The organism is Shewanella sp. GutDb-MelDb, from assembly GCF_002836075.1.
Classification (GTDB): Bacteria; Pseudomonadota; Gammaproteobacteria; order Enterobacterales; family Shewanellaceae; genus Shewanella.
This window is the reverse complement of sequence record NZ_PJBM01000243.1, coordinates 1-13,581: the sequence shown is the minus strand read 5'-3', so window position 1 is coordinate 13,581 and position 13,581 is coordinate 1. Positions and strand designations below refer to the sequence as shown.

General features: G+C 43.1%; 11 protein-coding genes. 5 read left to right on the top strand and 6 right to left on the bottom strand.

Annotated elements, in window-relative coordinates; genetic code table 11:
* The first annotated feature begins 106 nt into the window (after nt 1–106).
* Nucleotides 107–751, top strand: coding sequence for an MBL fold metallo-hydrolase (locus CXF82_RS15785; RefSeq protein ID WP_101091512.1), 645 nt, complete (start codon nt 107–109; stop codon nt 749–751).
* 89 nt (nt 752–840) lie between these two features.
* Here CXF82_RS15785 and CXF82_RS15780 read toward each other — a convergent pair whose 3' ends face one another.
* From CXF82_RS15780 to pdsR, 3 genes are all read right to left on the bottom strand, one after another.
* Nucleotides 841–2,019: a cystathionine beta-lyase gene (locus CXF82_RS15780; RefSeq protein ID WP_101091513.1), complete on the bottom strand. Its 1,179-nt coding sequence runs from the start codon at nt 2,017–2,019 to the stop codon at nt 841–843.
* A gap of 91 nt (nt 2,020–2,110) precedes the next feature.
* Entirely contained in the window at nt 2,111–4,297 is a 2,187-nt protein-coding gene (pdsS, locus tag CXF82_RS15775) for a proteobacterial dedicated sortase system histidine kinase (protein WP_101091514.1), read from the bottom strand.
* Nucleotides 4,298–4,321: 24 nt separating this feature from the next.
* Nucleotides 4,322–5,014, bottom strand: coding sequence for a proteobacterial dedicated sortase system response regulator (gene pdsR / locus CXF82_RS15770; RefSeq protein WP_101091515.1), 693 nt, complete (start codon nt 5,012–5,014; stop codon nt 4,322–4,324).
* Between the two features lie 224 nt (nt 5,015–5,238).
* On the opposite strand from pdsR, the gene pdsO reads away from it, so the two are divergent.
* From pdsO to CXF82_RS15755, 3 genes are all read left to right on the top strand, one after another.
* Nucleotides 5,239–5,988 (top strand): sortase-associated OmpA-like protein PdsO, encoded by a 750-nt coding sequence (pdsO, locus tag CXF82_RS15765; RefSeq protein WP_101091516.1) that lies wholly within the window; start codon nt 5,239–5,241, stop codon nt 5,986–5,988.
* Nucleotides 5,989–6,062: 74 nt separating this feature from the next.
* Nucleotides 6,063–8,378 carry a marine proteobacterial sortase target protein gene (locus CXF82_RS15760; RefSeq protein ID WP_102044526.1) on the top strand — a complete coding sequence of 772 codons (2,316 nt, stop codon included), beginning with the start codon at nt 6,063–6,065 and terminating at the stop codon, nt 8,376–8,378.
* The gene (locus tag CXF82_RS15755; protein WP_374702374.1) at nt 8,375–9,058 is read left to right on the top strand and encodes a class GN sortase; all 684 of its coding nucleotides are present in this window, start codon (nt 8,375–8,377) and stop codon (nt 9,056–9,058) included. Before CXF82_RS15760 ends, CXF82_RS15755 begins: the two co-directional genes overlap by 4 nt.
* 17 nt (nt 9,059–9,075) lie before the next feature.
* On the opposite strand, the gene CXF82_RS15750 is transcribed toward CXF82_RS15755, so the two are convergent.
* Entirely contained in the window at nt 9,076–10,101 is a 1,026-nt protein-coding gene (locus CXF82_RS15750; RefSeq protein WP_102044525.1) for a GGDEF domain-containing protein, read from the bottom strand.
* Nucleotides 10,102–10,292: 191 nt separating this feature from the next.
* On the opposite strand from CXF82_RS15750, the gene CXF82_RS15745 reads away from it, so the two are divergent.
* Nucleotides 10,293–11,891: a M28 family metallopeptidase gene (locus CXF82_RS15745; RefSeq protein ID WP_102044524.1), complete on the top strand. Its 1,599-nt coding sequence runs from the start codon at nt 10,293–10,295 to the stop codon at nt 11,889–11,891.
* A 93-nt stretch (nt 11,892–11,984) separates the two neighbouring features.
* Here CXF82_RS15745 and CXF82_RS15740 read toward each other — a convergent pair whose 3' ends face one another.
* Complete coding sequence (locus CXF82_RS15740) at nt 11,985–12,857, bottom strand: hypothetical protein (RefSeq protein WP_101091520.1); 873 nt, start codon at nt 12,855–12,857, stop codon at nt 11,985–11,987.
* A gap of 347 nt (nt 12,858–13,204) precedes the next feature.
* The gene (locus CXF82_RS15735; RefSeq protein WP_102044534.1) at nt 13,205–13,576 is read right to left on the bottom strand and encodes a diacylglycerol kinase; all 372 of its coding nucleotides are present in this window, start codon (nt 13,574–13,576) and stop codon (nt 13,205–13,207) included.
* Between the last annotated feature and the right edge of the window lie 5 nt (nt 13,577–13,581).

Here is a 13,581-nt window from a genome sequence, read left to right as displayed (position 1 = left end):
TTTTGTGAGCGTTAGTTCATGTTCTATCATTTATTAATAGAGGAAATGGCCAAGGTGGCGTAATCTTTAGCCATTCCACGGCTAAATAACCTTTAGGTGAGTAACGATGAAGTATCAGTTAATACCCGTCACGCCATTTCAACAAAATTGCAGCTTAATTTGGTGTGAGCAAACCTTGAAAGGAGCTGTGGTCGATCCCGGTGGTAATCTAGAGCGTATTTTAGAAGAAGCAGCCAAAAATAATGTAGTGGTTGAGCAGGTGTTGTTGACTCACGGACATATCGATCATGTGGGCGCTGCGCAAGCTCTTGCGGAACAGTTAGATATACCGATTGTTGGCCCACACGTGGCGGATAGTTTTTGGTTAGAAACGTTACCAACACAAAGTAAGCACTTTGGTTTTGTACATTGCGATCCATTTACTCCCACTCGTTATTTAGAAGAGGGCGATGAAGTCAATGTCGGTAATCAAGTTTTATCGGTACTCCATTGTCCTGGACACACTCCTGGTCATGTGATCTTTTTTGCCAAAGAGGCAGACATTGCATGGGTTGGCGATGTGTTATTCAGAGGCTCAATAGGCCGTACTGATTTCCCTCAATCTAATCATCAAGATTTAATTAACTCTATTACTAAAAAACTCTGGCCTTTGGGTAAAGAAGTACAATTTATTCCCGGTCACGGTCCGCTGTCTACCTTTGGGGAAGAGCGGGTACAAAACCCATTTGTTGCTGATCAGCTCTTTAGTTAATGACATTTACGATTTAGTAAGCTGATGAAAAGTAAAAATCCGAGTCCTATCTCTAGGTCTCGGATTTTTTATGTCGGTTAGTACTAATACTATCGGTTTAGTTCGGCATTGAAGCGGTCAAATGCGGCGTCGAGATCGGCAATCAGATCATCGACGTTCTCCAGACCAATATGCAGCCTAATAAGCGGCTTGCTACTGTCCCATTGAGTGGCGGTACGTATTTTATCGATACCAAACACACCCAAAATAAGGCTTTCAAAGCCGCCCCATGAAAAGCCCATCTTAAAGTGCTGCATGTTTTCAACAAAAGCAGTGACGGATTGCAGGTTTCCCTGTTTTAATACAAATGAAAACAAACCATTAGAAGCTGTAAAATCACGTTTGAAAAACTCGTGACCAGGACAAGTGTCAAAAGCTGGATGACGCAGATGGTCAACTTCTGGTCGGCTATTAAGCCAGTTAGCGACTTTTAATGCGTTCTGCTCATGTTGAGCTAGACGAATACCTAGGGTACGCAGACCACGACTGGCAAGATAGACATCATCAGGTGAGGTGCATTGGCCTAAAAGGTAGCTGTTTTCGCGTAACTGTTCCCAATGTTTTTCATTGGCGGTGGATGTGCCCATCATTACATCGGAGTGGCCAACAATATATTTAGTCGCCGCTTGAATCGAAATATCGACGCCCATCTCAAATGGACGTGAGTTGATGGGGGATGCCCACGTATTATCCAGCATCACCACAATATCATGTTCATGTGCAATACGGCTTAGGGTTGGCACATCTTGAATCTCCATGGTGATAGAACCAGGAGACTCTAAAAACAACACTTTAGTGTTTGGTTGAATAAGATCGCGGATGCCTTCACCTACCATAGGATCATAGTAAGTGGTTTCAATGCCATAGCCTGCTAATAACTTATTACATAAGTCGCGGGTAGGTTCATAAGCACTGTCGACCATCAGCAGATGATCGCCCGCTTTTAAAAATGACAGCAAGCTATTGCTTATAGCTGCGCTACCAGAAGGGTAAAGTGCGGTGCCTACGCCACCTTCAAGTTCGGCAATTGCTGCTTGAAATGCAAAATGAGTCGGTCCGCCACGGCGACCGTAAAACATCTCGCCATTGGCCTTATTTTTAGCAGCAAAACGCAGTTCATCCATCGTATCAAACACCATGGTTGATGCGCGAAAAACGGGTGGGTTTATTACACCTTGGGTCCACTTTTTGTCACGGCCAAGACTAATTATCTGCGTTTCTTTTTTCATAGGGTTCTACTTCCACAATAGGGCTTTTTAGTTTTAGCCATCTTAACATCTAAACGGCTAAAGTGAAGTGTCAATATGTTCATACATTTCGCTATGCTGGTTTTTCTTTACTGATAGGCAGTTGGATTAAAATCTCAACCCCAAAAACAGCGCCTTGTTCATTGACTCTATTTTGTGCGCTGATTTTTCCTTTATGGAATAGGCTGATTAATCGAGCAATATAAAGTCCAAGTCCTAAGTGTGGCTTATCTTGGGCTTTCTGAGCCCTGACAGAGACCATAGATTCAAAGATCTGCTGTGACATATTGTCAGGCAAGGGCGTGCCATAGTTGGCTACCGATAAATGGGCAACTTTATTGTGTGCTTTAAGGCTCACTTCGATAGCACTGTCTGGGGTGCTAAATTCCAGCGCATTCGCAATAAGCTTATCCATTAGCTGCGCAATGTATTCTGGTACGCCTTCGACATACATAGCTTGTGAGTCGACATCAATCTTGAAAAGCTGATTAGGGTAGGTCATTTGATACCCTTGCATACAGCCACTAATCACTTTCTCTAGTGGGAACAGTGACTTTTCAGCATGGGTTAAACTCTCTTCGAGTCGTGTGGCTTCGCTCATATTATTGAGGATCATATTAAGGCGGTTAACACCTTCCTGTGCCCGGTCAACATATTTACGGCTATCAGGGTTAAGCGTTTGCAGACTCAGATGCTCCAGTGACGATCGAACCACAGCAACAGGCGTACGTAGCTCATGAGATAAGCGCGAAGACATGTTTTCTAGATAGTGAGTATATTCGCCTAATCGACTTACAATACTGGCAAAACTACGAGACAGATCGCCAATTTCATCACGGACCTTCGAGCCTTTAATTGCCTTTTTAATACGTCCTTGATTATCAATTGCTCGCTCGGCTTCATCACGCAGTTTACGTATTCTGCTAGAGATGTTGGACGCAAAAAAGAACAGTGCCAATGTCCCCATACTCATAATCGTTAAAATCACATTAAACAGCTTCTCTAAGGCTTTATTGCGAAGGGTGCGGATCCCATGAGTGGTTTCTTCTGCAATGACCACACCCATGACTTTATCATCGATCCAAATAGGGCTGGCAGCGGCTAAAACCACTGCTTTGTTATCGGGTGTGAGTCGCCATGTGGAGCCCTGTTTGCCCTTTAATGCTTTATTGATGTGACTGCCTTGCAGTACGGTTGAGTCTTGTAATGAATCGATAAAGTCTTTAGCAGGGATAGTTAAAATTTTATAATAAAGCGGGTATAGGTATTGCTGCTTAAACCTGTCCCAGGTGCTCTTACCCTCTTTTTCGACTGTGGAGCGCGCCCAAACACTATTGTCGGAGCGGATATCACCAGACTTGGCCAGTACTCGCCCATGCCTATCGACGACCCAGATCCTTGAGCTATTGTGGGCCATGCCCTTAATGATGCTTTCGATTTCTGGCGAAGGCACTAATACCGTGCCGAGCTTATTCACATCATCAATCGCTGAGGTGCCGACAATCGCTTCTAATTGTCGAGTATTACTGTCGTTTACATCATAGATGGCAAATCCGAGTTTACTGCCGACCATCTCGAGTGGGATCCGCAGTTCGACGTTGTAGCCTTTAGCTGATTTAAGCCATTTACCCTGAATTTTGACTTCGGGTGTCACAGGCGTTGTCAGTGCTGGATCTTCTGGTAGCTCAAATGCGCTGATCCAACCATCTTTAGTGGTGGCAACAACATAGCGGCGAAACTGTCCATCGGGGGCTAAAGTTGCAATGGCGATATGATCATTGCGGTCAATGCTTAAGCTGTTTTTACCGCGATAGATAACCTGCGGATCGGTGACTTCAAAAAAGCCATAAAGGTAACCAGCATATTTGCCCACCATATGAGTAAATTCGATGCCTAATGGCTTGGCTGGATCGTGCTTATATACTTGATAATCTTCACCATAGTGCAGTGAGCTGTGACGGTACGGCTGCCAGTCACCTAACTTGCCATCAAGTTGAATAGGGCCTGCTAATGGATAAGCGTATAGATCGCGACCTTTCTCTACCTGAGTTAGGAAGCTTGCTTGACTATCAAATAGTTTTGGCCGCTCGTGTAATGCAGTGGCAAGTGCTTGAGTGGTGCCTTCGAGGGTTTTTTCTTGGCCAAGGCGTAAATACTTTTCCATCTCCCACACATATTCGTAACCGAGCCATGGCAGACACAGCAAGAATAGAGATAAGACACCGACTTTGGCACGTAGGCCTATAGGAAGATTAAACATATATTTCTCGATATAGAATAACTATTAGCTTTGTGCGTCCCATCGATAACCCATTCCATAAACCGTATCAATGCAGTTGAACTGCGTGTCTTGGGCGAGAAACTTTTTACGGATCCGTTTTACGTGAGAAGTAATGGTTGAATCATCGACAAATATCTTAGCCTCTTGCATTAGCTCTTGGCGCTGCCTGACATGGCCTGGTCGCCTCGCAAGTGCATGCACCATCCAAAACTCGGTGACCGTCAACTCAATCTGAATGCCTGACCAATACACTTGCATGCGGTTGATATCAATCGACAGCAAACCATGTTCGACCAATGGATTATTGTCATTGCTGGTATCTTTAAGCTCTGAGCGTCTAAACAGCGCTGCAAGTCGAGCAATTAAGTGCGGAAAGCTAACATCTTTACTGAGGTAATCATCAGCGCCTAGTCGTAGACCACATACGGTATCAAAGTCACTGTCTCTAGCGGTCAAAAAGATAATCGGTACTGTACTCGACATTGCTCTAAGTGACTGGCAAAGAGTGAATCCACCGTCGATCTCATACTCCAAGCCGATATCAATAATGGCTAAATCAGGTAGTCGAGTATTGAAAGCGCGCATTGCCTCAGGTCGATTAGCATAAGCCTGAACGCTATAACCTTGCTGCTGCAAAACATCTTTGTAGTTTTCTCTAAGGGCGGCTTCATCTTCTACTATCGCGATTCGTTTCATGGCTTGTTACTTATAGCGTTATCTCTGTAATTGATTGTGACTATACAGGATTTTATCTGCGTTTAAAGGCAGTAGAGTCGATTGCCTTTTTGTTGCCACATTTGATATTTAAATTGCCATGTTTGCTCCCTTTTGAAGACATTTGGCTGCTGTTTAATAGCGTTATTGAAATGACGCCGTATCTCGGCAACTGAATATGAGTTAACACTTAAAAGGGACATATTATGAAAAAGCATATTATCGCATCACTGGTTATTGCCGCTATCACACTTTCATCTCACGCTAGCGCCGCTGAAACGGCAGAAAGCACAGAACGTAGTCATAACGAAGAGCTCATTGGGTTAAGTTCTGGCATTGTTGTTGGCGCTGTCGTCGGTGGCCCTGTCGGCGCCATTATTGGAGCTTTTGCAGGGAGCTTATTGGGCAAGTCTGTAGGCGATGATGATGAGATAAAAAACCAGCAAGTGATGCTAGATAGTAAGCAAGGTGAGCTCGCCACTCTTAATGAACAAAATGAATCATTAATCGCATTATCAACTCAATATGAAGCTGCCCAGCAACAGCTAACAACACTTAAAATGGCACAGGAGCAAAAGCTAACTGAATTAGCATTGGGTCTTAATGTGCAATTCAAAACGGGCTCATCATCTATCGAACCTCACTTTGCTCAGCAACTTGATGATGTGGCTTACGCGATGTCGCTGTCACCTGAGTTGACGTTAGATGTCACCGGTTATGCAGATAGACGTGGTGATAGCGATTATAACCAAGCGTTATCGGAGCAGCGTGTTGCTGAAGTGACAAGCTATTTAGTGAAACAAGGTGTCGCTAATGACCGTTTGCATTATCAAGCTTATGGCGCTACATCGCCGTTAACGGCGGAACAGAACTTTGAAAATGACTTTTTTGACCGCCGCGTCACCCTAAAACTGCAATCACATGATAGCGAACTAGCAGCCAATCCTGCTCGCTAACCCATCTAGAGTCACGCTGATATAGCAGTCTGAAGTCTCTGTTCAGATTGCTTAGCGTTTATAAGGAGATAAAGATGGCTAGGCAAATGATATTGGTTAACAAACGCCAAGGAGTACGGCATTGGCAACGTGCTTTGTTACTGTTAGTTTCGACGATGTATACGGCAGCAGTGAGCGCGACGGGATCAGCTCAATCTGTTGGATTTGAATCAGCCGATAGTGCTTATCGATTAAATGATGAGATCCAGCAAGGTAGCTTGATTACTTTTGATGCCATGGGGAACAAAAATGTGTCATTGCCCATGAAAACACAAGTCCATATGCAGGTCTCTGGCTGGACCAACCGAGTGTCTGTGCGGCATGAATTTCATAATGACCAACCGTTTTGGGTCAATGGTGAATATGTTTTCCCTCTGCCTAGTGAAGCAGCCGTCGATGGTCTCAGAATGCTGATCGGCGATAGAGTCATCGAGGGTGAGATAAAAGAAAAACGTAAGGCTAAAGCTTTATTTAATGAAGCAAAAAAGGCCGGTATAAAAGCCAGTTTACTAGAGCAAAAAAAAGCTAACATTTTCAGCGCTCAAGTCGCCAACTTAGCCCCTGGAGAGACCTTGGTGGTGGAACTCAATTATCAACAGCTGGTCAATTATGACCAAGGTATGTTTAGTTTGCGTTTTCCTATGGTTGTGGCACCTAGATATTATCCCAAAGCGGGATCCGCTGCCGCTGCCGCATCTGTAAACTCAAACTCAAACTCAAACTCAAACTCAAACTCAAACTCAACTTTCATTGCTACATCAGTTGCAAATTATGCCACTGCAGCAGTGGATGTTTGGAATAGTGTCAGTCAAAAAAAAAGCCAAAACTGGATCAATAGCGTTGATATCGAAGTAGAGCTAGATGCGGGGTTGGCAATCAGTGAGATTGATAGCCCGTATCATCAAGTGAACATTAGGCGTAACGATGATGGTCAAGCCAATATTCATTTAATCGCCGCAAAGGCCAACAGTGACTTTGTATTAAATTGGCGACCGAGTGTCGGCAGTACACCAACGGCTGCAATATTCAGCCAACAGGGTAAAACCTATTTAGGTCATCAGCTAAATCAAAACACTAATCAAGCTTCAAAATCACAATTAGGCCCACAACCAAGCTCACCGTTAAGCCTGATCTCACACTCTAATGATGACGCTAAGAGCGGAAAAAGACCGATAACACCACAAGCGCAATATGCACTGGTGATGCTGCTTCCGCCACAACAAGGGAGTATCTCTACAGTGGTCGCCCCAAGAGAACTCATTTTGGTAATAGATACATCTGGCTCAATGTCTGGAGAGGCTATTGAGCAAGCTAAATCTGCAATTATTTATGCGTTATCTGGACTCTCATCTCAAGACCGCTTTAATATTTTGCAGTTTAACTCTCGCGTGTATGCACTGGCAGAGCAGTCCCTTACGGCGAATGCTAAGAACATAGGAAGGGCTCAAGCCTATGTGCAAAGCTTAGAAGCTGATGGTGGCACAGAGATGTCACTTGCTTTAGATAAAGCGCTCAATCAGCAAGCTAGCTCAACTGGGTCTTTACGTCAGGTGTTGTTTATTACTGATGGTGCCGTGGGTAATGAACCGCAGCTATTCAACCAAATTCGTAATCAATTACACGGTAGTAGGTTATTTACGATTGGCATTGGCACCGCCCCTAATGGCCATTTTATGCAAAGAGCAGCAGAGTTGGGGCGTGGCACTTATACCTATATAGGCAAACAATCGGAAGTGAAGAGTAAAATGGTCGCGATGCTCGATAAACTTGAAAAACCCACGGTCACCGATGTGGAGCTGCGCTTTGCTGATGGCAGTATTCCTGACTATTGGCCAGCCACTATTCCTGATTTGTATGCTCATGAGCCTATTATGGTTGCAATGAAGCTCCCCAGCTATAGCGAGAAAGAGTTCGTCGTTAGCGGTCAGTTAGCGGGCCAGTTTTGGCAGCAACAACTTTCAATAGAAAAGAGCTCTGGCGCTAAGGGTTTAGACTTAATTTGGGCCAGAAAACAGATTGCTGCATTGGAGCTATCAAAAGAAGCGGCTAATAATGATCGAATTGAAAAGCAGATCACGGCCATCTCGCTTAATTATCATGTGATGAGTGCTTATACCAGTTTAGTCGCCATTGATAAAACACCGGCTCGACCTGATGGTGTCATGGTTGTTGACGGACAGGTTTTACCTCATATGCCAAAGGGATGGCAGCGTTTACCGCAAACCGCGACCAGTAGCTATGCTTGGTTAATATTGGGCAGCATGCTATTGGGTTTGTCGATACTTTACTCAGTGTCCTTTTGCGGTAATGGCAGTGGTACTCGCCGTCAAGTCACTAAGGTTATTACATGAGTATGGCTTATCGGCATGCAGCAGTGCGCTTCAGCTTTACATATCGGCGGCTGCATATTGGTTTTACCTGTTTACTGTTCATTTTAGGGCTAACGTTTGTTAGTCAAGGAGCTTATATGCAAGCCAAAGCCTACTTTGCACAATTCTTAATACAGCAAGCGTGGCAGAAAACACTTGATGATCAGCAGCAACATAAACCTTGGTCGTGGGCTGACACATATCCGGTCGCCAAACTTGAGTTTATTGCTTCAAACAGTGAGGTGACAGCAACACCTATCCAAAGGGAGAATGCATCAGTCACGAAAAACCGCAGTCTATATGTGTTATCGGGTGCATCGGGTCGTAACCTAGCCTTTGGTCCCGCTCAAGTATTGTCTTCTGCAAAGATTAATAGCCGTGGTAATACTGTCATAGCCGGCCATAGAGATACCCATTTTTCGCTATTAAGTGGTACTCAAATTGGGCAACTCATCACCTTACAAAATGCTGAGGGCATAGAAGTGTTATATCAAGTAATGCAGACTCAAGTTGTACATGAAAGTGACGTCTCAGTGATGGACAATGTCGGAGAGACGAAGTTAACATTAGTGACTTGTTATCCGTTTGATAGTGCTGTGGCGGGTGGGCCACTGCGTTATGTGGTTACCGCAGTGCCGTTTGATAAAGTAGAAGCGCTTTAGTCGGAATGGGGAAAAGCTTAATGAGTCATCGGCATCACTCTATTGCGACCAAGGCGCTTTGCTTCATAGAGCTGTTTGTCGGCACGTTCAATCAATGTTGAATCGGTATCTTTTTCTTGGTATTGAGCGACACCAAATGATGCTCTGACATTATCGACACGTTGATCTTTACGTTTATCCTTTAAAATTAATTTTTCAAGGCTACGGCGCATTGATTCTGCAAGTTGTCTCGCCCGACCTAATTGGCTCATTGGCACCAATAAAGCAAACTCTTCACCCCCAAAACGATAGAGTTTAATACCGTCATGACAACTTTCATTGAGCCTTCTTGAAACCGCTTTTAACACCTGATCGCCCAGCTGGTGGCCATAAGTATCATTAAAATCCTTAAAGTGGTCTATATCGGCAATGACTAGGCATAATCCCTCGGGAGTTTGCTCAATGAGTCCTTTGATATCCTTATTAAATGCTCTTCTATTTAGCGCGCTAGTTAACGCATCAAAATGCATGTCATGCTCAGATTTTTTCAGCTGAATTTTAAGCTGATTAATCTCTGACTGTGCATGGGCTAACTGATCAGTAAAGTGCTGGGTACTGTTTTTAATATCGTGTGCGTCGCTGGCGAGACTTTTAACCAGTGTCAGTACTTCTTCAATAGAGAAACCTTCGTTTTCAATTTTGTTTAGCTTATCAAAGTTGGTGTTAATCTTAGTTTGATATTGGTTTGCATCGAGATTGGTATCTTTCAATGATTGCGATAGATCCGTCACCATCGCATCGAGATTTTGACGCATTTCAATAACGTCTAACTCTATTGGATCTGAAAGGTATGCTTGATATAAGCGCTCGCCCTGACTCGGGGGGCAAGTACGGTATTGACTGATCACTTCATCTAACTGCCGATTGAGCTCTGGACTACTTTGACCGACATACGCATACCACAAAGCATAATTGGTCGGCGTGGTGGGAATTTGGTGTTTTAGCATCAAGGGGATGGCTTTTTTTAACTTAGCCGCGGCTTCCCTTAGCAATTGATTTGACATTTTCTTGCCTTAACTTTATTAATTGACTCACTTTGTCATTATTATGCGAATGAGAGATAGCATCATTGTGCATTTTATAAAGCCATTCTATTATGATTTACCTTTGTGGATACATCTCTTTAATGAAAATAAGCCACAAAGAAGCAAATAATTAAAATAAAAACAAGATTATAAACATTAAGGGATAATCAGTGAAAAAACTCATACTAGCAAGCGTGTTGTCTGCGTTAGCCATACCATCATTTGCCCATTCAGATAAAAGCCCTGTTGGGCTAGATCTTGATAAATATCGAACCCATGTTAAAACACTTGCTAGCGATGAGTACGGCGGACGCGCGCCTTTGTCAGCAGGAGAGACATTGACGCTAAATTATATTGAAGCCGAATTTAAGAAAATTGGCTTAAAACCTGGTTTTGGCGACCGTTATTTGCAGCCTGTGCCACTGGCAAAAGTTACAGCAGATCAGAATATGACCTTGAATATTGGTTCGTTAAACCTGACCAATGGCACCGAGTTTACCGCGCGCACACAGCAAATAAGCGAGCGCATTAAACTTGAAAATAGCGAAGTGGTTTTTGTCGGCTATGGCATAAACGCACCAGAGTATGGCTGGAATGATTATCAAGGCATTGATGTAAAAGATAAAACGGTCATTGTATTGGTTAATGATCCAGGCTTTGCTACCCAGAATGCGGCACTATTTAAAGGTAATGCCATGACCTATTATGGCCGCTGGACCTATAAATATGAGGAAGCGGCGAGGCAGGGGGCAAAGGCCGTTTTTATTGTGCATGAAACTGCGCCAGCGGCATATGGTTGGGGCGTGGTGCAAAACTCAAATACAGGCAGTAAATTCACCTTAATTGATGATGATAACAACCTAAGTCAAGTGGGTGTAATGGGTTGGATCCAGCATCAAAACGCAAAACAGATTTTTGCTGAGGCAGGTTTAGATTATGAGCAGCAAAAGCAAAAAGCCGCTAAGCCCAATTTTAAGGCTGTCTCTTTAAAAACCACGGCTAACCTAGCGCTAAATAACACTATTGAACGTGCTCAGTCATACAACATTATGGCGTTACTCCCAGGGAGTGACCGTGCTGATGAAATGGTGGTGATGCATGCTCACTGGGATCACCTCGGTACCAGAACCGATAAAAAAGGGGTCAAGCATATCTATAATGGTGCGGTTGATAATGCCAGTGGTGTCGCTGGTGTACTCGAGCTTGCCAGAATATTTAGTTTACGTGCTAAAGAGCAACCCTTTAAGCGCTCAATACTGTTTACTTCATTCACCGCTGAAGAAACGGGCTTAATAGGTGCACAGCATTTCGCAAAACAACCGCCGATACCGACCAAAAAGATTGTCTCTTTCTTAAATATAGATGGCATGAACGTGAATAATAGCGTCGATTACATATTGCGTTATGGTGAAGGCGTATCAGAAATGGAGCATTACCTGAATGATGCTGCTAAGCATCAAGATCGTTTTGTAAAGGGTGATCCTCTGCCGCAAAATGGACTTATGTTCCGCTCTGATCATTTCGCATTAGCGCAAGAAGGCGTGCCGGGTTTGCTATTTATGAGTCTTGGTGACACAGATCCTGATTACATTGCCCATAAATACCATAAGGAAGCGGATGACTATGATCCGAATTGGACCTTAGGTGGCGTACGCCAAGATATCAGCCTAATTTCCGACATTCTTGCGACGCTTGCCAATAATGATGATTGGCCTAAATGGCTAGAAGAGTCTGACTTTAAAAATAGGCGTACCCAAGATGGGAAATAGCTTAGAGAGATAGTTAGCAACCAATAAAAAAGACACCGCAAGGTGTCTTTTTTATTGCTATCACAGAGGGAACTAAAATCAGTTTAATGATAATTAGAACTGATAGCTCACTGAAAGCATGGGTCCTGTAAAGCTGTAGTAAATATTGTAATCGGCAATTTTTAAATCAGTATTTTTTAAATTAGAGGTAAATTCCACGTCAACTTCATAATAGTTAAATGCAGCGGTCATATGCCAGTTATCAGTAATAGCCGCTTCGACACCGAGTCTAATATCGACTAAGCCGCCTTTTAATTCATCTAGCTTGATATAGAAATATTGTGCGTGTCCGCTGAACTTAAATCCAGGGTAAATTTCATAACTGCCATAGACACCGATATCAGGTAGGGGGGCAGTCAGCTTCTCATCAACAATTTTAGGAATGCTAATCGTGTCAGGGCAGCGAGTTTCAGTATCGACGTCACAGATCCCAATATCACCACTGAAAGCTGTTTTAATAAACATGGCATGCAAACCAATCGACACACCAACGTCGTAGTTATCACCTTGCCAAATATCATAGCCATAACCGATACGTGCAATATCGATATTTAGCGTGGTATCTAATGCAATTCCAGATTTGACATCATAAGTAATGTCATCCCAAGTAAATTGAAATGGCTTTTCGACCGACTGGACGAGTGCGTTACGGTGCAGCTGTTTCCAGTCTACATAAACATTGTGTCGTTCGTTAAATTGGTAAGTGAATTCAAAGAAGGGTAAAAACTGAGACTCTTCAAGCTTTAAGTCTTGTTCAAAATCGAGGGAGAAATTATTGCCCAGAAGAGGATCGTTAACATCAATACTTGAATCAGTATTTGCATAAAAACCACCCACGCGAATAATGGTATTATTCTCGGCTTTGACACTATAACTTGTCATCAAGGCCAATAACGTGGCTGTGATAAATGTGAAACTTTTAGACATTAAAAGTAACTCCGCAATCTTTTATAATTTTTATTTTTCGCATTTGAATCGAGTCAAGTGCTTAGAGATATTAGAAACAGCATAACAGCATATGTCAAAATGTGAATAAGTTGTTTCAAGATATGTGTAATTTGTTTGATCTGTTGCAGTAAAACTGTATTTTTAACTAGTTTTGGCGTGTTTTGTGGAGGAAATGACAGAAAGTGTACTAAACGTGACTTAACTCTGATGTGATTTTGCAGACGGTGGACGTGTTATAGGGGCTTATATTGGTCTCTATGGCACAAGATGCCCTTTCGCTAGCGAGATGTCGTTAACAGAAAGAGCATGTTTAACTGAAAAGAGCGTTATATAAATTTAGGCAATAAGATCAGCGCCCAGCTTAAGCCACAAAAAGCTAAGCTCATAAATACCGCTGCTGATGCAATATCTTTAGCTTGACCACTTAGTGGATGGATCTCGTCACTAATTCTGTCCACGACAGCTTCAATCGCTGAATTTAATAGCTCAACGATTAGCACCAAAAACAAACCAAAGATCAGTAAAATGCGCTCTACAGTGGTGACGTCAACTAATAGCGCTATAGGTAACATAATGATAGCGAGTATCAATTCTTGTCTGAATGCAGCTTCATGTTTCCACGCAAGTTTAAGGCCTTGCATCGAAAATCCAGTCGCTCTAATTACGCGTTTAATACCATGATTATTTGCAGGTTTCATATACT